The 17,899-nt window shown below is 61.7% G+C and carries 14 protein-coding genes; 9 read left to right on the forward strand and 5 right to left on the reverse strand.

Translation table 11 applies throughout. The annotated features are described in order from the left end of the window. Positions 1-31 precede the first annotated feature (31 nt). The 3 genes from hemN to purE all read right to left on the reverse strand — a co-directional run bounded on the left by hemN (position 32) and on the right by purE (position 3,208). Entirely contained in the window at positions 32-1,423 is a 1,392-nt protein-coding gene (hemN, locus tag OOT55_RS10355) for an oxygen-independent coproporphyrinogen III oxidase (RefSeq protein ID WP_265365801.1), read from the reverse strand. 205 nt (positions 1,424-1,628) lie between these two features. Continuing rightward, a complete protein-coding gene (gene purK, locus OOT55_RS10360) occupies positions 1,629-2,693 on the reverse strand; it encodes a 5-(carboxyamino)imidazole ribonucleotide synthase (RefSeq protein WP_265365802.1) in 1,065 nt (354 codons plus the stop codon). Positions 2,694-2,698: 5 nt separating this feature from the next. After that, positions 2,699-3,208 carry a 5-(carboxyamino)imidazole ribonucleotide mutase gene (gene purE, locus OOT55_RS10365; protein ID WP_265365803.1) on the reverse strand — a complete coding sequence of 170 codons (510 nt, stop codon included), beginning with the start codon at positions 3,206-3,208 and terminating at the stop codon, positions 2,699-2,701. A gap of 194 nt (positions 3,209-3,402) precedes the next feature. Here purE and senA point away from each other — a divergent pair, with 194 nt between their 5' ends. Both senA and OOT55_RS10375 read left to right on the forward strand, forming a co-directional pair. Continuing rightward, on the forward strand, positions 3,403-4,740 hold the full coding sequence (senA, locus tag OOT55_RS10370; RefSeq protein WP_265365804.1) for a selenoneine synthase SenA: 1,338 nt from the start codon (positions 3,403-3,405) through the stop codon (positions 4,738-4,740). A 20-nt stretch (positions 4,741-4,760) separates the two neighbouring features. Further along, entirely contained in the window at positions 4,761-5,510 is a 750-nt protein-coding gene (locus tag OOT55_RS10375) for a putative 4-mercaptohistidine N1-methyltransferase (protein WP_265365805.1), read from the forward strand. A gap of 6 nt (positions 5,511-5,516) precedes the next feature. On the opposite strand, the gene OOT55_RS10380 is transcribed toward OOT55_RS10375, so the two are convergent. Continuing rightward, positions 5,517-6,110, reverse strand: coding sequence for a hypothetical protein (locus OOT55_RS10380; RefSeq protein ID WP_265365806.1), 594 nt, complete (start codon positions 6,108-6,110; stop codon positions 5,517-5,519). Between the two features lie 239 nt (positions 6,111-6,349). On the opposite strand from OOT55_RS10380, the gene groES reads away from it, so the two are divergent. The 4 genes from groES (at position 6,350) to selD (ending at position 12,568) form a co-directional block, all read left to right on the forward strand. Then, positions 6,350-6,664, forward strand: a complete 315-nt coding sequence (gene groES, locus OOT55_RS10385; protein WP_265365807.1) for a co-chaperone GroES — start codon at positions 6,350-6,352, stop codon at positions 6,662-6,664. Continuing rightward, on the forward strand, positions 6,661-8,289 hold the full coding sequence (gene groL / locus OOT55_RS10390; protein WP_265365808.1) for a chaperonin GroEL: 1,629 nt from the start codon (positions 6,661-6,663) through the stop codon (positions 8,287-8,289). The genes groES and groL overlap by 4 nt, the downstream gene beginning before the upstream one ends. A gap of 222 nt (positions 8,290-8,511) precedes the next feature. Further along, positions 8,512-9,777 (forward strand): IS110 family transposase, encoded by a 1,266-nt coding sequence (locus tag OOT55_RS10395; RefSeq protein ID WP_265365638.1) that lies wholly within the window; start codon positions 8,512-8,514, stop codon positions 9,775-9,777. Positions 9,778-10,291: 514 nt separating this feature from the next. Then, positions 10,292-12,568, forward strand: a complete 2,277-nt coding sequence (selD, locus tag OOT55_RS10400) for a selenide, water dikinase SelD (protein WP_265365809.1) — start codon at positions 10,292-10,294, stop codon at positions 12,566-12,568. 151 nt (positions 12,569-12,719) lie between these two features. Here selD and OOT55_RS10405 read toward each other — a convergent pair whose 3' ends face one another. Next, the gene (locus tag OOT55_RS10405) at positions 12,720-13,262 is read right to left on the reverse strand and encodes a ferritin-like domain-containing protein (protein ID WP_265365810.1); all 543 of its coding nucleotides are present in this window, start codon (positions 13,260-13,262) and stop codon (positions 12,720-12,722) included. Between the two features lie 265 nt (positions 13,263-13,527). On the opposite strand from OOT55_RS10405, the gene OOT55_RS10410 reads away from it, so the two are divergent. Genes OOT55_RS10410 through OOT55_RS10420 form a run of 3 tightly spaced genes read left to right on the forward strand, consistent with a single transcriptional unit; the run spans position 13,528 to position 17,608 of the window. Then, the gene (locus OOT55_RS10410) at positions 13,528-14,808 is read left to right on the forward strand and encodes a cytochrome c (protein ID WP_265365811.1); all 1,281 of its coding nucleotides are present in this window, start codon (positions 13,528-13,530) and stop codon (positions 14,806-14,808) included. A gap of 6 nt (positions 14,809-14,814) precedes the next feature. After that, a complete protein-coding gene (locus OOT55_RS10415) occupies positions 14,815-15,309 on the forward strand; it encodes a (2Fe-2S)-binding protein (RefSeq protein ID WP_265365812.1) in 495 nt (164 codons plus the stop codon). After that, a complete protein-coding gene (locus OOT55_RS10420) occupies positions 15,302-17,608 on the forward strand; it encodes a xanthine dehydrogenase family protein molybdopterin-binding subunit (RefSeq protein WP_265365813.1) in 2,307 nt (768 codons plus the stop codon). Before OOT55_RS10415 ends, OOT55_RS10420 begins: the two co-directional genes overlap by 8 nt. Positions 17,609-17,899: the final 291 nt, after the last annotated feature.

Raw genomic sequence — 17,899 nt, forward strand, 5'->3', positions numbered from 1 at the left:
CCGTATTGAGAGGCATTGTACACGTTTCGCTTCAGATCACTTTCGAATAACGAATCTGATTCCCGGTATCCAGATATTGATCGAACACCATGCACACCCGGCGAATCAGCAGGCGCCCCTTGTTGAGCACAGTGATGCCCGCCGGTGTCACCTCAATCAGGCCGTCTTCCACCATGGGGGCCAGTTGCGCCAGCTCCGCGCGGAAATAATTTTTGGGGCTGATGCCAAAGCGTTGAAACAGATCACCGAAACTGACCTTGAAATGGCAGATCAACTGGTTGATGACCGCGCGACGCAAATGATCCTCTGGCTGCAACCGAACGCCCTTGATATACGCCGGGCGACGGTCATCGATTCGCGACTGATAATCATCCACCTGCTTGGCATTCTGTATATAAGTACTGCCGTAATAGCTGATCGCCGATACGCCAAAGGCGATCAGGTCGCATTCGGCATGCGTCGAGTAGCCCTGAAAGTTACGCTGCAATCGACCGTCCTGCTGTGCCTTGACCAGGCTGTCGTCCGGCTTGGCGAAGTGGTCCATGCCAATGTACACATAACCCGCCGCCTGCAGACACTCAATGGCTTCGTGCAGAATGGCAAGCTTGTCCTGCGGAGACGGCAAATCCGATTCGTGAATCAGCCGCTGGCTTTTGAACAGGTGCGGCAGGTGGGCGTAGTTGAACAGGGACAGACGATCCGGGCCCAGGTCGATCACCTGATCCAGAGTTTCCTTCACACTGGCACGGGTCTGCAACGGCAGCCCGTAAATCAGATCCATGCTGATGGATTGGTAGCCCCGATCCCGCGCCACATCCACCAGCTCGCGTACCTGCTCGACGCTGTTATAACGGTTGACCGCCCGCTGCACCTCGGGATTGAAATCCTGCACCCCCATGCTGACCCGGTTGAACCCCAACTGGCGCATGTGAACCAGTTTATCCACCGACATGCGTCCCGGGTGTACCTCCACAGAGTACTCCCCTTCGTCGTTATCCAGCAGTTGAAAGTGCCGGCGGGTCGCCTCCATCAGCCAGGTCATTTCGGTTTCGCTGATATAGGAGGGTGTGCCGCCGCCCCAGTGCAACTGGCTGACCGGGCGATCGGTATCGAACACCTCCGCCTGCAACGCCATTTCCCGATCCACCCGCTCCAGGTAGGGCATGGCCCGGCTGCGCTTGTGGGTCACGATTTTATTGCAGGCGCAGTAAAAACAGAGGGTGTCGCAGAACGGGATGTGAAAATACAGCGACAGTGGCTTGCCGCTGCGATTGCTGCGCGCCACGGCCTCGAGCCATTGTTGACGGGTGAAGTCGTCCCGGAACTGGGGTGCGGTGGGGTAAGACGTGTATCGCGGTCCGCTCAGATCGTAGCGGTCGATAACGGACTGATCCCAGGCGAGGGGCTCTTGGTATAAGGACATGGTGTGGCTCGGTTTGTTGACGTGGGCGTAATTCTAGGGCGGCGGGAGCAGGGCTGCGTTGACTTCGGTCAAGCCGGTATCGGATTACGCCGTTCCCATACCCCCAATCTACTGCCCAAGGACCGGCCAAACCATACCGCTCATGGGGTATACCATTGATTCATTGGTGGATAAGGCCCGAAGGGCCGTCATCCACCATCCCCGATCACACCTGCGCCAAGGCCCAATCAAACACACACTGGTCTTCGGCATCCACTTGCCCCTGCATCTGTTTGAGGCTGTGCATCAAGGCCTCCACATTGGGCCGGTGCAGATTCACATGCCCGACCTTGCGTCCGGGGCGGATCTCTTTCGCATACCAGTGCACATGGGTCCCCGTCACCCCCAGCCACTCGGTGCGCCAATCCCGCCCGAGCAGGTTGTACATCATGGTCACGCCATAGACCTCCGGGGTGATCAACGGGAGGTCCGCCACCGCGCGCAGGTGCAGCTCAAACTGACTGATATCTGCTCCCGCCTGGGTCCAATGGCCGGAGTTGTGCACCCGGGGCGCCAGCTCGTTGACCAAGAGATGCCCCTCTTCCACGAAGCACTCCATGGCCATCACACCGACATACCCCTGATCATCCATAATACGACCGAGCCATTCCTCGGCCAGTTGCTGCTGCTCGGCGGGCACATCCAGATTACCCACGCTCGCCCGCAATATGCCGCTCTGATGCCAATTACGGGTGAGGGGGTAGAAAACCTTCTCGCCGGCACGATTGCGCGCACCCACCAGAGAGACTTCATGGCTGAAGGGAATCATTGCCTCAGCAATACACTCGTTGGCCCACTCGGCCAGCACCGGCTCCCCGGGCTGCCAGCGCCATTGACCGCGACCATCGTAGCCCCCCCGGCGGCGCTTGATCACCGCCGGACGGCCCAGCTCATCGAGCTGTGCGGCCATGCCCGCCTCGTCCCCCAGGGACACCCAGGGGGCAGTCGGTACATTGAGCCGATCCAGCAGGCTTTTCTGCCGCTCCCGGTCGATCACCGAGTGCAGTGCCGTGGCGTTGAGAAAATTCGGGTGTTCTTTCAGTTGCACCCCGCGCGGAGAGTCCGGCCAGTGCTCCAGTTCGACGGTAATCACATCGCTGTCACGCAGCTCCAGCCGATCATCACTGGTGGGATTGACCGGCATCACGTCGATCTGCATGGGCGCGGCGGCCTGCTGCAACATCTGACCCAACTGGCCGTTACCGGCCACGATAATACGCGGAACACTCATGAGGCTTATTCGCTCCTCGGATCGGGATTGTCCAGTACGGTCTGCGACTGCTGCTGGCGCCAGGCCGCGATACGTTGCGCCAGCTCGGCATCCTCGGTCGCCAGAATCTGGGCCGCCATCAGACCGGCGTTGAAGGCGCCGGCCCCGCCGATGGCCAGAGTACCCACGGCGACGCCCCGGGGCATCTGAACGATGGACAGCAGGCTGTCCTGACCACTCAAGGCCTTGCTCTGCACCGGGACACCCAGCACCGGCAGAATGGTCTTGGCGGCAATCATGCCCGGCAGGTGGGCGGCGCCGCCGGCACCGGCCACAATCACCTTGTAGCCCTGGTCTGCCGCGGTTTCGGCAAACTGGAACATCTTGTCCGGGGTGCGGTGAGCCGACACCACTTCGGCGTGGTAGGCCACCCCCAGGGTATCCAGAATCTGGGCTGCCTCGGCCATGGTGGGCCAATCGGACTTTGAGCCCATTACAATGGCCACTTTCGTTGCCGTTACCGCATTGTCTGCCATAGCGCTCTCCAATAAACACCGCCGGACGGTGGTCTAACCACCCCCGGCGAGGGACCCCGGCGCAGACCGGGAAATGGAAAAAGGGCGGGATTATAGCAAGGGATCCCCGAAATTGCCTGTTTTTCCGCCCACCGGGGCGCCTATATTGGCAATGTGTTATCGTCTTCGGGTCATGCCATTTTGAGGAGTTCGCGATGGACGACCGAGACAGCCTGCTGCAGGCGCTGGACGACACCCATCATCGGATGCACCAACTGGTGCGGGACCTGGGCGATGAACGCCTTCAGGTACCCTACCATCCCGGCGTCAATCCACCGCTGTGGGAATTCGGCCACTGCGCCTTCTTCTACGAAGTCTTCGTGCGCAAGGCGCTGGACGGGGTGGCCTCCTACGACCCCTCAATGGACGAAATCTGGGACTCCTTCCATCTGGACCACGAAGACCGCTGGCGGGCCGACCTGTTTCCCGGCAAGGCGGACACCCTGCGCTACGTGGACGCCATTCACCAGGCCATACGCCAGCGTATTCTGGAGCAGCCACTCACGGATCAGGCCCACTACCTGACCAAATACGCCATTTTTCACCAGAATATGCATCTGGAGTCGATGATCTGGTGCCGTCAGACCGAGGGTTACCCGGTGCCACCGGGCAGCCGCCCCGAACCGACCGCGAGCGCTGATCCCGCCACGCTGGGCGATGTGGAAATCCCCGCCGGGCGCTACACCATCGGTATGCCGGCCCACTCCCCCGAGTACGCCCGGCGCGACTTTGCCTTCGACAATGAAAAACCCGGCTTTGAGGTAGACGTTCCCGCCTTCCGCATCGCCCGAACCCTGGTCAGCAACGGCGACTTCCGACGCTTTGTGGAGGACGGCGGCTACCTGCGGCCCGAGTTCTGGACCCAGGGCGGACGCAAATGGCTGGCCACTGAACAGGATCTGAACTTTGGCAGCGGTGCCCTTCAACGCGGTACGCCAACCCACCCTTACTATTGGCGCAAGACCGACGGCGGCTGGGAGGAGCGGCATTTCGACCAGTGGCGCCCCCTCCATGACGACTACCCGGTCAAGCATGTGACCTACTGGGAGGCCGAGGCCTACTGCCGCTGGGCGGGCCGCCGTCTGCCCAGCGAAGTCGAATGGGAAGTGGCCGCCCTGAGCAACCGTCCCGGCGAGCCGCATCGGCGCTACCCCTGGGGGGATACGCTGGATTCAAGCCGGGTGGATATGGACGGTACCGGTCTGGCCAGCCAGCCAGTCACCGCCCTGCCCGGGGGTGACAGCCCCTTCGGCTGCCGCCAGATGCTGGGCACTCTCTGGGAGTGGACCCGCGACCAGTTTCTCCCCTACGACGGCTTCGCCATCGACATGTACCCTTTTATGTCCACCCTGCAGTTTGGTGACCACAAAGTCACCAAAGGCGGCTCCTGCGGCACCTCATCGCGGTTGATTCGGGGCAGCTACCGCCAGGCCTACCTGCCCAGCCGACACGATGTGTTTGTGGGATTTCGCACCTGCGCCCTCGACAACTAATCCGTAACCGACAAAAGCCCATGACCGACCAGAACCCCTACGAAACCGACGAACTGCTCGGCCAATACCTGGATTTCCACTACGGCCCCGGTCACTTTGACGTGCCCAACTACCCGAAGGCCTGTATCGAGCAGGCCCTGGCCCACCACACCGGCACAACCGGGCGGGCGCTTGACTTGGGTTGTGCCGTGGGGCGAAGCAGCTTTGAACTGGCCCGCCGGTTCGACGAGGTCATCGGCATCGACCTGTCACGGCGCTTTATCGACAGCGCCACCCGGCTGGCCGAGCAGGGCCAGATCCCCTATCAGGTCACCCTTGAGGGCGAGCTCACCGAACGCCGAACGGCGGATCTCGCGGCACTGGAACTGAGCGGCACCGCCGGGCGCACCCGCTTTCAGATCGGCGATGCCTGTGCGCTGGATGACACCCTGGGTCACTTCGACCTGGTCTTCGCCGGCAACCTGATCGACCGGCTGCCCGATCCCGCCGCGTTTCTGGCCCAGTTACCCGCGCTGGTCCGCCCCAGCGGCCTGCTGATGATCACCTCCCCCTACACCCTGCTCCCGGAGTTCACCCCCCGGGAACGCTGGATCGGCGGGTTCGAGAGAAACGGGCAACCGGTGCGTATGCTCGACGGCCTGCGCCACCACCTGGAACCGGACTTTGTGCTGCTGGAACCCACCCGGGATATCCCCTTTGTGATCCGGGAAACCGCCCGCAAGTACCAACACACGGTAGCCGAAGCAAGCCTGTGGAGAAGAGCTGACTGATAGGGGCTAGTGCACCCCATCCCCACCGGACAGATCGATGCCCAGCGCCCTGAGCTGCCGCTCCAGGCGGTGGTCCCGACTCTGGCGCCAACGCTGGTAGAGCTGCAGCACATCCGCCGCATCAAACACCCGTTGGCGGGAGCAGGCGTCGGCGATCAACGCCAGCATGCGGGCGAAAGCCGCCGCCAGCTCCGAAAAGATATGCCGGTTCTGAGGGGCATTTTCGGACAGGTAATCGTAAGCGCCGCCGCCCATGCCGATAAAGTAATCCTGATGAATACCCCGACGGGCATAGTTCTCCGGAAACAGCGCCCCCATGAAGAGCGCCAGATCGCCGAGCTGGCGCAGAATCAGGCAACGCTCCCGAGCGGAGCCCGCCTCGTGGGCGTCCTTGTACAACATCGCCAGCGGGCGAATGGTCATGGCCCCATCCTCATAGCTGTACAACTGATCGGTATCGCCAAAGCGGGCCAGCATGCCGCCCACATACCAGAGAGTATCCTCGTGGGGCGGCGGGTCCAACTGCTTTGAAGAGGCATGCAAACGCTCGCGGAAATAATCGGCCAGGGTCACGTTATCGGTTTGGGTCAGTAACGCCATACATCAGTCTCCCAATCGTTCTGCCACTCTTATTAGATAGAATAATTTATAGCTAAATTCCATTTATTGCAGCGGATCTTTAAGAAGAAAAAGTCATAAAAAATATCTCTTCACGCCTCTTGAAAACCGTAAAACGGCTCCTATTTTGCGAATCAGGAGGGTTGGCAACCACCGCCCTCCGATCTTCTTATTTCATATCGGTTTCGATGCCTTATTCAGGTTTGTACGGAGGACATTCAATGAGTATCAAACCGTTATACGACCGAGTGGTGGTCAAGCGCCTGGCCGCGGAAACCACCAGCAAAGGTGGCATTGTCATCCCCGACAAGGCCGCGGAAAAATCCACCCAGGGCGAAGTGGTCGCCGTGGGTGACGGCGCCCTGCTCGACAACGGCCAGCTGCGTCCGCTGTCGATCCAGGTGGGCGACCGGATTGTGTTTGGCCAGTACGCCGGATCTGAAATCAAAATGGAGGGAGACACCTACCTGATCATCAAGGAGTCCGACATTCTGGCTGTGGTTGAACAACCCCGTGCACAGGAGAAAGCCGCATGAGTGCCAAAACCGTCAAATTCTCCACCGACGCCCGCGAGCGGATGCTCAGTGGCGTGAACATTCTGGCCAACGCCGTCAAAGCCACCCTCGGTCCGAAAGGCCGCAACGTGGTGCTGGAAAAAAGTTTCGGTGCCCCCCGGGTGACCAAAGACGGCGTCTCCGTTGCCAAGGAAATCGAGCTGAAAGACAAGTTCGAAAACATGGGCGCCCAGATGGTCAAGGAAGTGGCCTCCAAGACCGCCGATGTCGCCGGTGACGGCACCACCACCGCCACGGTTCTGGCCCAGGCGCTGGTGCGCGAAGGCCACAAAGCCATCTCCGCCGGCATGAGTCCCATGGACCTCAAGCGCGGTATCGACGCCGCCGTCAAGGCCGCCGTGGAAGAGTTGGGCAAACTGGCCAAACCCTGCGATGACAACAAATCCATCGGTCAGGTGGCCACCGTCTCCGCCAACTGGAACACCGATATTGGCGACATTCTGGCCAAGGCCATGGACAGAGTCGGCCGGGACGGCGTGATCACCGTCGAGGAAGGCAAGTCCCTGGAGAACGAGCTGGATGTGGTCGAAGGTATGCAGTTTGATCGCGGCTACCTCTCCCCCTACTTCATCACCAACCAGGAGAAAATGCAGGTCGAGCTGGACAACCCCTACGTGCTGCTGTTCGACAAAAAGATCAGCAACATCCGCGACCTGCTCCCGGTACTGGAAGCCGTGGCCAAGGCCAACCGCCCGCTGTTGCTGATTGCCGAGGACGTGGAAGGCGAAGCCCTGGCCACCCTGGTGGTCAACAACCTGCGCGGCATCCTCAAGGCCGCCGCCGTCAAAGCCCCGGGCTTCGGCGACCGGCGCAAGGCCATGCTGCAGGACATCGCCATCCTCACCGGTGGTACCGTCATCTCCGAGGAAGTGGGCCTGAGCCTGGAGAAAGTGGAACTGGAACAGCTCGGCAGCGCCAAGCGCGTGGTGATCAACAAGGAGAACACCACCATCGTCGACGGCGCCGGCAAGAAGGCCGACCTGGACGCCCGCGTCCAGCAATTGCGTAAGGAAATCGAAAACAGCACCTCGGACTACGACCGCGAAAAACTCCAGGAGCGGGTGGCCAAACTGGCCGGCGGCGTAGCGGTGATCAAGGTCGGGGCCGCCACCGAAGTGGAAATGAAGGAGAAGAAGGACCTGGTGGACGACGCCTTCCACGCCACCCGTGCCGCCGTGGAAGAAGGTATCGTCCCCGGCGGCGGCGTCAGCCTGGTACGGGTCGCCGACGCCATTCGGAAGTCCGGCCTCAAGGGCGCCAACGAAGACCAGAACACCGGCATTCGCATCGCCCTGCGCGCAATGGAAGAACCCTTCCGCCAGATCGTCGCCAATGCCGGCGTCGAGAGCAGCGTGATCCTGGAAGGTGTGCGCAAAAACGACAGCACCACCTGGGGCTACAACGCCCAGACCGGCGAGTACGTCGACATGATCGAGCAGGGCATCATCGACCCGGCCAAGGTCACCCGCTCGGCGCTACAGAACGCCGGCTCGGTCGCGGGCCTGATCCTCACCACCGAAGTGATGGTGGCGGACAGCCCGAAGGACGAGAAGTCCGCGGGAGCACACGCGCACGACTTCGAGTGATTCGTTCCTTCAACACTCATCGCATTGGGGCCGAAAGGCCCCTTTTTTATTTCGGCGTTTGTTGTCGGATTACGCTTACGGCTAATCCGACCTACGGGAAGTCTCGCAGCGAGCAACGAGTAGTCAGTTATAAGGTAGAAAAAAGAAAGGGGACCCTCATAACTCGGTAACTTGCTGTAACAGCAAGGTGCGAAGAACCGAGAGCATTGGAGGTGTCCCCTTATGCGCAAGTATAACTATCGTGCCCAAAATTTCCAGAAGGTGAACTGGGATCAACTGCGTGAGCAGACGGCGGGCGAGCGGTTGATTCTGGCGATTGATGTGGCCAAGAAGGACTTCTACGTGGCGCTGATGAAGCCGGACCGGACGGTTCTGAAGACCATCCGCTGGGAGCATCCGCAACAGAGCCCGGCCCTGCTGCGGGAACTGGCGAACCTCAAGGCTCAGCGCCTGGAGGCGGTCATGGAGCCGACCGGTACCTATGGCGACGCCTTGCGCTACCAGTTGAGAGCTCTGGGTGCCGAAATCTACCGGGTCAGCCCCAAGCGGGTGCACGACGCCGCTGAAGTGTATGACGGGGTCCCGAGCCTGCACGACGCCAAGGCGGCTTACCTGATCGGCCGGCTGCACCTGGATGGCATCAGTCAGCGCTGGCGCGAGCCGAGTGAAGCGCGTCGAGCTCTGCGAGCCTTACTGAATCGGCTGGAGCAGGTACAGGAGCGCCACCAGCGGGCACTGAATCGGCTCGAAGCGTTGTTGGCCCGGCACTGGCCGGAGGCGCTGTGCTGGCTGACATTGCAGAGCGCCAGCTTGCTGCACCTGCTGGCCGAGTACGGCGACCCGGTTCGGGTGACGGCACAGCCGGAGCAGGCGGACCGACTGCTGCGCCGAGTCGGTGGGCACATGCTTAAGACGTCCAAGCGCGAAGGCCTGCTGCGCAGTGCCGCCACGACCTTGGGCGTGCCGGTGGTCGAGACCGAACACGAACTCATCCGGGCCCTGGCCCAGGAGATGCTGGACACACGGGCGCAGTCCCGCGAGCTGGAGCGAGCGCTGTCCGAGCACGTCGAGCACACCCGGGAGCTGGCCTGGATGGCCGAGGCACTGGGCCATAACAGCGCGGTGGTGCTTTACTGTGCCCTGGGTTCGGCCAATGACTACCCGCGTGCGGCCAGCTATCTGAAAGCGGCGGGGCTGAACCTCAAAGAGCGCTCCAGCGGCAAACACAAAGGGCAGCTGAAGCTGACCAAGCGAGGGCCCGGGGTGGTGCGCCACTACCTGTACTTCGCCGCCCTTCGCCTGATACGTCAATCAGGCCCGGCCAGAGCCTGGTATGACGCCAAGCTGGCCCGACACCGAGGCCCCAAGGGCAAACTGATCATCGCGCTGATGCGCAAGCTGGCCAAGGCGCTGTGGCATGTGGCTCAAGGCAAGCGGTTCGATCCGGCCAAGCTCTTTGCCGAGCCACCCCGGGCCGAAGTGGCATAAGCACCACCGAGTCGACCGATGAGGACGAACAGAGACGAGCAACAGGAGCGAGCAATGAGTTAATCCAGCCGTAACACGCTGGCAACGAGTCTTCCTTCGGGCTGACCTTCGATCCGACCTCTAGCCCAGTCTTGAGGCTCCTAAGTAGTCAAGAGGCAGCCCGCGGGATGATCCATGGAACGCGATACCCAAGGTAACTGAGTTGATGCCGCCAGGCGGACATCCGATGCGAGAGGTTCGGTTGACCCCATGGACGTTCATCCGGGAGGCCTTCGAGCTGGCACACAGGCTAAACACACGAGTACCACCGGCATGTGCGTCAACGACTCAGGCAATGCCAGCAGACTCGTGTGCCCAACAGGCAGGTAAAATGATTAAATAAAGGGACTTGACTGAGTTATGAGAGGTCGGATTAGCGAAGCGTAATCCGACACCCGCACCGTAGATGAGCGAGCACTCAGCATAGTGTATGCTGGAGGTCTTTGACCCCGTTTCAGCGAACCGAGGCCCGCTCATGCATCAACCCGAACAGCCCATCCTGCGCGATATCGTGTTAATTGGCGGTGGCCACAGTCATGTGGGGGTACTCAAACGCTTCGCCATGAAGCCCGAGCCCGGGGTGCGGCTGACGGTGATCTGCCGGGATACGCACACGCCCTACTCCGGCATGCTGCCCGGCTATATTGCCGGACACTACAGCTACGATGAAGTGCACATTGATCTACGCCGACTGGCGGAGTTTGCCGGCGCGCGGTTTTTCAGTGATGAAGCGGTCAATATTGATCGGGCCAATCAGAAAGTCATCTGCCGCGGTCGGCCGCCGGTGCCCTACGATCTGCTCTCCATCAATATCGGTTCCACCCCTCAGGTCAGCCGGGTGCCCGGCGCGGAGCAGCACGCGGTACCGGTCAAACCCATCTATCAGTTCAATGACCGCTGGCAACAGTTGCTCGACCGGGTGACCCATCATCCCGGCATCACCCGGGTGGCCGTCGTGGGCGGTGGCGCGGGCGGCGTGGAGCTGGTGCTTGCCATGCAGTATCGTCTGACCCGCGAGCTTCAGGCCATGGGGCGCAACCCTGAAGAACTGGTGTTCGACCTTTACACCCGCGATGAGAAAATCCTGCCCACTCACAACCAGAAGGTGCGCAATCACTTTCATCAGGCGCTGGCGATGGGCGAGATCAACCTCTACACCAATGCCGAAGTGACCGCCGTGGACGCCGGGCGATTGCACACCGAAGACGGTTACTGGCACGAGGCAGACGAGGTGGTCTGGGTGACCAGTGCCGGCGGTGCCGCCTGGCTTAGGGAGGCCGGTCTGGAACTGGATGACAACGGCTTTATTCAGGTGCGCGACACCCTGCAATCCATGAATGACACGAAGATTTTTGCCGCCGGGGATATTGCCACTCAGGTAAATCATCCCCGCGAGAAAGCCGGCGTGTTTGCCGTGCGTCAGGGACGCCCACTGGCGGACAACCTGCGCCGAGCCGTGCTGGGTCAACCACTCAAACCCTATCGTCCCCAGAAAAAATGGCTGGCCCTGATCAGTACCGGCAACCAGCACGCGGTGGCATCCCGGGGCGGCTTTTACGCCGCCGGCGATTGGGTGTGGCGCTGGAAGGATTCGATTGATCGGCGTTTCATGGCCAAGTTCAATGAGCTGCCGCCGATGGACGAACAGGCCATGGCGCCGACCAGACCGAACCGCGTGCCACTGGAAAAAGACGAGCAGGAGCAGGCCATCTCCGCCATCGCCATGCGCTGCGGCGGCTGCGGTGCCAAGGTGGGGGCGACGGTCCTGTCCCGCGCCCTCTCCACCCTCAAACCCGTGGAGCGGGACGAAGTGCTGGTGGGCCTGCACGCGCCGGACGATGCCGCCGTGGTGAAAATTCCCGCCGGAAAAGCGGCGGTCCACACCATCGATTTTTTCCGCGCCTTTATTGACGACCCCTATGTGTTCGGCAAAATCGCCGCCAATCACGCCCTGGGGGATGTATTCGCCATGGGCGCCGAAGCCCAGACCGCCACCGCGGTGGCCACGGTGCCCCAGGGGCTGGAATCCAAAGTGGAAGACACGGTGTACCAGATGATGACCGGCGCACTGGAAGTGCTGAACGACGCCAACTGTACCTTAGTGGGCGGTCACACCGGCGAGGGCAAAGAGCTGGCCCTGGGTTTTGCGGTCAACGGACTGCTTGATGAGAACGACACGGCGCTGACCAAGGGCGGCCTTCAGCCCGGCCAGGTGCTGTTGCTTACCAAACCCATCGGTACCGGCACCCTGTTCGCGGCCTTGCCACAACTGAAGATCAAAGGCCGCTGGATCGACGCGGCGCTTGCCAGCATGTGCGTCTCCAATCGACTGGCGGCCCAGTGCCTGCGCGAGTATGGCTCAACGGCCTGCACCGATCTGACCGGCTTCGGCCTGCTCGGCCACCTGGTGGAAATGACCCGCGCCTCGGGCGTGGACGCGGAACTGAATCTGGAAGTACTACCGCTGCTGGAAGGCGCCGAAGAGACCGTCGCCGCCGGCGTACTCAGCTCCCTGCAACCGGCCAACGTCCGCCTGCGCCGCGCCATCAAGGACCAGGACCAGTGGGTCGACCACCCCCGTTACCCACTGCTGTTCGACCCCCAGACCGCCGGCGGCCTGCTCGCCTCGGTGCCCGCCGATCAGGCCGATGCCTGTGTTGCGGCGCTACATTCCCTGGGCTACCCTCATACCCGGATCATCGGCCGGATACTGCCCGAGGGCGATGCGCTGGAGCCGATTCATTTGCGGTAGTCGTCGAGTAGCGGTTCGACACGGTACGGGTCGTGGACAAATTGGGGCACGCTCCGGGGCGTTGGGTTACGGCGGATGCGGCCTTCGGCCTTATGCCGCCCTACGCGGGTGTTGTGGCATGCGTCGGGCCGATCCACCGTTAGGCACAAGGTTACTTGCCGTCGAGGCCTTCCAGCAGGCCGGCCATGTCGTCGGCGTGCTCTTCTTCCTGGGCCAGGATGTCTTCAATAATGCGGCGGGAGGTGGGGTCCTGGTCGCCCAGGTAGGCGGCGATTTCCCGGTAGCTGTCGATGGCGATGCGCTCGGCCACCAGGTCTTCCACCACCATCTCCCGCAGGGTCTCGCCCTCCACAAACTCCGCGTGGGAGCGGGTCTGCAGTCCCTCCGGGGAAAAATTCGGCTTGCCACCCAGTTGCACGATGCGCTCGGCAAGCCAGTCGGCGTGCTGCTCTTCCTGCTGGGCGTGCTCCAGAAACTCCTGGGCCGCCACTTCAGCACTGATGCCCTCGGCGCGATAGTAGTGGCTCTTATAGCGCAGGGTGCAGACGATCTCGGTGGCCAGTGCCTCGTTGAGAATCTTTATCACATTGTCCCGGTTGGCCTTGTAGCCCTCGGTGACGGCACCCTGCTCAATATGCTTCCGGGCGCGTTCGCGCAGGGTTTTCACATCGGTCAGAAACGGTTGATCGGTCATAACTACCTCCCCTTCAGAATGGACAGATTCAGCATAGCAGCTCGGTCAAGCCAATCCGACCGAGCCACTCACCCTACCTACGACAACGTCGACCCCACAGACGTGCCCTGATCGCCGGGGCGCGCAATTCCGTACCCATGGTCTACACTGTAACGATAACAAGCAGCACCTGTAATACCGTGGTTCCCGGAAATGTCCTCAGCGATACCCCTGCCGCGACGGGCGCTCCCCGCGCCGAGCGGTAGACCAACGAAGGAGATGCAAGGTGATCAAACGCATAGTGGTCGGCATTCTCGGCCTTATCATTCTGGTTCTTATCGTTCTGCTATTACTCGCGTGGGAGGGCAGCATAGCGCCCCAATCTCCGCCCTCTGCGGATGACTTTTCGCAGGAGCAGATTGACCGCGGGCAGGTATTGGCGGGCATCGGCAACTGCCAGAGCTGTCACACCACCGACCGCGATCAGCCCTACGCGGGCGGTCTGGCCTTTGAAACGGAGTTCGGTACCCTCTATTCCACCAATATCACCCCCGACCCGGACACCGGGATCGGCCAGTGGTCCCGGGAGGCATTCAATAGGGCCATGCGCGAAGGGGTCTCCCGGGACGGCTCGCACCTGTTCCCCGCCTTTCCCTATACCCACTTTGCCAATGTCAGCGACGGGGATCTGGAAGACCTCTACGCCTATATGATGACCCGCGAAGCGATCAACGCGGAGCCGCCGGAGAATACCCTGCGCTTCCCGTTCAGCATTCGCATGCTGCAGGCGGGCTGGAAGCTGCTCTACTTCGACGGCGCCACCCTGGAAGAGGGTGCGAGCCGCGGAGAGTACCTGGCCGAAGGCCTGGGGCACTGCTCCGCCTGCCATACGCCGCGCAATTCGGTTGGCGCAGAGGCCGACGGGCAAGACTACGACGGGGCCTTCGTCAACGGCTGGTTCGCGCCGGCACTGAGCGACAACCACAGCACCCCGGTGGGTTGGACCGAAGACGAGCTGTTCCTGTACCTGCGCAACGGCGTATCCATCTACCACGGTGTCGCCGCCGGCTCCATGGCCGATGTGGTGCATCAGGGGCTGGTTGAGGCCAGCGATGACGATATCCGGGCCCTGGCCCGCTACTTCCATACCATTGCCGGTGGCAGCGACGCAGACCAGGCGGGCAACCAGGCCGCCCGGGCGATTCGCACCGCCCAGGAGCGCAGCGCCGGCACCCTGAGCCGGGGGGAGGAACTGTTCACCTACGGCTGCGCCAGTTGCCACTACAACAATCCGGATGAGCCCAGCATCATGCGCCCGGACATGAGCCTGAACAGCGCCGTGACCGCCGATGATCCCACCAACCTGATCCGCTTCACGCTGGAAGGCATTTCCGACGAGGCCGGCATTCAGGGCGTCGTGATGCCCGGTTACGCGGACTGGAGCAATGGCGATCTGGTGGCCCTGTTCGAATTCCTGCGCGAGACCCATACCGATCGCCCCGCCTGGGACAATCTCGAACAACGTATTCAAGCGCTGCGCGATAACGCCGGCAACGGGAAGGAGTAACAGACCATGAGCACCACATTCACTCTCAACGGGCAAAAGGTCACTCTGGAGGTGACCGACGACACCCCGCTGCTCTGGGGCATTCGCGATGACGCCGGCATGACCGGCACCAAATACGGTTGCGGTATCGGCCTGTGCGGCGCCTGTACCGTGCTGGTCAATGGCCGCGCCACCCGCTCCTGCATTACGCCGGTCAGCCAGGTAGCCGGGGCCGAGGTCACCACCATCGAAGGGCTGGACGAGAACGGCCGGCACCCCCTGCAGAAAGCCTGGGTGGAAACCCAGACGCCCCAATGCGGTTACTGCCAGTCCGGGCAGATCATGCAGGCCGCGGCCATGCTCAAGGATTTTCCCAACCCCACCGATGAGCAGATCGACCAGGTGATGAGCGGCAACCTGTGCCGCTGCATGGCCTATGTGCGCATTCGGGAAGCCATCAAAATTGCCGCCACCGAGATGCGCGGCGGTGTCCAGATTCAGGAGGGTGCCTCCAATGAATAAGCTATTTCGCTCCTTGCTCAACCCCGATGTGGGCGCGGTCAATCACGGCCCCAGCCTGAGCCGCCGCGGCTTTCTGATCGGCGCCGCCGGTGCCGGCATCACCCTCGCCTTTTACCGCCCCGGGCTGAGCTTCGCCCAACCGGAAGAGGTGATTGAAAACCAGACCTTTGAGCCCACCATCTGGTACCAGATCGAAAACGACGGGCGCATTATCGTCAATATTGCCGAGGCCGAAATGGGCCAGCATGTGGGCACCGCTCTGGCCCGCATTGTCGCGGACGAACTGGAGGCCGATTGGTCCAAAGTCGAGCTGCACCATGTCGACAGCGATCCCAAATGGGGACTGATGGTCACCGGTGGCAGCTGGTCGGTGTGGGAAAACTTTATGCCCCTCAGTCGCGCCGGCGCCGCCGGCCGGCAAGTATTGATTGAGGAGGGTGCCAAACTGCTCGGTGTCAACGCCAGTCAGTGCCGCGCGCGCAACAGCGAAGTGATCGCGGGCAACCGCTCCATCAGCTACGCCGAAATCGTTCAACGCGGCGATATGTCCCGTTCGTTCAGCGAAGACGAGCTGGAGAAAATCCAGGTCAAAAAACCCGAGGACCGCCGCCTGATCGGCCAGGAAACCCAGGCGCTGGATATCCCCGATAAAACCGATGGCAGCAGCATGTATGGCATTGATGCGACGGTCGAGAATATGGTCTACGGCCGCCCACTGATTCCGCCCACCCGTTACGGTGCCAAAATCAACAGCATCGACGACAGCGAGGCGAAAAATGTCGAGGGCTACCTGCAAACCATACAGCTCAACGACCCGACCGACACCGTGCCCGGTTGGGCGGTGGTCATTGCCACTTCGTTTTACGCGGCGAGCAAAGCCGCCAGCAAAATCAAAGTGGACTGGACGCCGGGGGAAACCGCCAACGTCAGCGAACAGGATATTCTCGATCGCGGTGTGGAGCTGATTGAGAAAAGCGACGTCGGTGCGCTGGTGGTGAATGACGACGGTGTGGACGATGCCTTCAGCAACGCCGATTCAGTGCTGGAAGAAGATTACATCGCCCACACCGTACTGCACTTTCAACTCGAACCGGTCAACGCCCTCGCCTACCAGAAAGACGGCATCTGGGAAATTCACACCGGCAATCAATGGCAGTCCCTGATTCTGCCGACGCTGGCCAAGGCACTGGATGTGGCGGAAGACAAGGTGATCATGCGCACCTACATGCTTGGCGGCGGTTTTGGTCGCCGGCTCAACGGCGACTACGCAGTGCCCGCCGCTCTGGCCTCAAAAGCGCTGAACCGCCCGGTGAAACTGGTGTTCACCCGGGAAGATGACGCGCGCTTTGACTCGGTGCGCTCCCCCGCCTACCAGCGCGTGCGTATGGCCTTTGATGCCGAGGGCAACCCCACCGGCATGGAGCACCACGCCACCGCGGGATGGCCCACCCAGGTGATGGTGCCGGGCTTTATGCCCGAGGCCACCAACGGCGAGAAGTACGACCCCTTTGCCATTCAGGGCGCCGCTCACTGGTATTCGGTGGGGGCGCATCGGTTGCGGGCCATTTCCAACGACCTGGCCAACAAAACCTTTCGCCCCGGTTGGCTGCGCTCGGTGGGCTCGGGCTGGGTGAACTGGGCATTGGAGTCTTTTATGGACCAGGCGGCCCGCAAGGCCGGGAAAGACCCGATTGAGTTCCGCCTCGCCCTGCTGAAAGCGGAAGGCAAAAATGCCGGCGAAGCCCCCAACTCGGTCGGCGGCGCCAGCCGTCAGGCGAATGTACTGCGCCGGGTGCGGGAAATTTCCGAGTGGGGTCAGGAGATGCCGGCGGATACCGGCCTCGGGGTGGCCACCACTTACGGCCAGGAGCGCAATATGCCGACCTGGACGGCCTGTGTCGCCAAGGTGCATGTGGATCGCAATACCGGCAAGGTAACGCTGCAGAAGCTGACGCTGGTCACCGATGCGGGCACGGTGGTGCACCCGGATGGTGCCCGGGCGCAGGTGGAAGGCGCGGCTTTGTGGGGTGCCAGTATGGCGTTGCATGAGGGGACGGTGTTCGAGAAGGGTGAGGTGAAGGATCAGAACCTGAATACTTATTCGCCGATGCGGATTCGCGATGTGCCGGAGATTGAGATGGAGTTTGTGGACAGTACGGAGTTGTCGGTGGGCTTGGGTGAACCGGCAACCACGGTGGTCGGTCCGGCGATTGGCAATGCGATTTTCGCGGCGGTCGGGGTACGGATGACGGAGATTCCGATTCGACGCGAAGCGGTGTTGGCGGCTTTGAAAGCTTGAGACTTTTGTTGGCTGTGGAACGTCCGGTGCGATATGGGGCGTGTTGTTTCCAGACACGCCGTAAACCCATCCCTGGGGGCTCGACGCGCGGAGTCCCTCCGCTTACGGTCTGGAAACAACACGCCCCATACCGCACCTAAGTGCCACAAAACAGCCTTCGTTGGCCGGATATATCACTCTCCAATTGCGTTGGGTGGCCGAGAAACCCAAGGTATTGTGAACCTCGTAGGTCGGAGGAGGGGAAACCCTTTCAAGACCGTAGAGCGGGGGACCCGCGATCCGAGCCCCCAG

This window comes from Marinimicrobium sp. C6131, from assembly GCF_026153455.1.
Classification (GTDB): Bacteria; Pseudomonadota; Gammaproteobacteria; order Pseudomonadales; family Cellvibrionaceae; genus Marinimicrobium.

Bases quoted from the DNA above. Each gene is read 5' to 3' on its own strand.
- hemN (WP_265365801.1), bottom strand. From the start codon at position 1,423: ATGTCCTTATACCAAGAGCCCCTCGCCTGGGATCAGTCCGTTATCGAC.
- purK (WP_265365802.1), bottom strand. From the start codon at position 2,693: ATGAGTGTTCCGCGTATTATCGTGGCCGGTAACGGCCAGTTGGGTCAG.
- purE (WP_265365803.1), bottom strand. From the start codon at position 3,208: ATGGCAGACAATGCGGTAACGGCAACGAAAGTGGCCATTGTAATGGGC.
- senA (WP_265365804.1), top strand. From the start codon at position 3,403: ATGGACGACCGAGACAGCCTGCTGCAGGCGCTGGACGACACCCATCAT.
- OOT55_RS10375 (WP_265365805.1), top strand. From the start codon at position 4,761: ATGACCGACCAGAACCCCTACGAAACCGACGAACTGCTCGGCCAATAC.
- OOT55_RS10380 (WP_265365806.1), bottom strand. From the start codon at position 6,110: ATGGCGTTACTGACCCAAACCGATAACGTGACCCTGGCCGATTATTTC.
- groES (WP_265365807.1), top strand. From the start codon at position 6,350: ATGAGTATCAAACCGTTATACGACCGAGTGGTGGTCAAGCGCCTGGCC.
- groL (WP_265365808.1), top strand. From the start codon at position 6,661: ATGAGTGCCAAAACCGTCAAATTCTCCACCGACGCCCGCGAGCGGATG.
- OOT55_RS10395 (WP_265365638.1), top strand. From the start codon at position 8,512: ATGCGCAAGTATAACTATCGTGCCCAAAATTTCCAGAAGGTGAACTGG.
- selD (WP_265365809.1), top strand. From the start codon at position 10,292: ATGCATCAACCCGAACAGCCCATCCTGCGCGATATCGTGTTAATTGGC.
- OOT55_RS10405 (WP_265365810.1), bottom strand. From the start codon at position 13,262: ATGACCGATCAACCGTTTCTGACCGATGTGAAAACCCTGCGCGAACGC.
- OOT55_RS10415 (WP_265365812.1), top strand. From the start codon at position 14,815: ATGAGCACCACATTCACTCTCAACGGGCAAAAGGTCACTCTGGAGGTG.
- OOT55_RS10420 (WP_265365813.1), top strand. From the start codon at position 15,302: ATGAATAAGCTATTTCGCTCCTTGCTCAACCCCGATGTGGGCGCGGTC.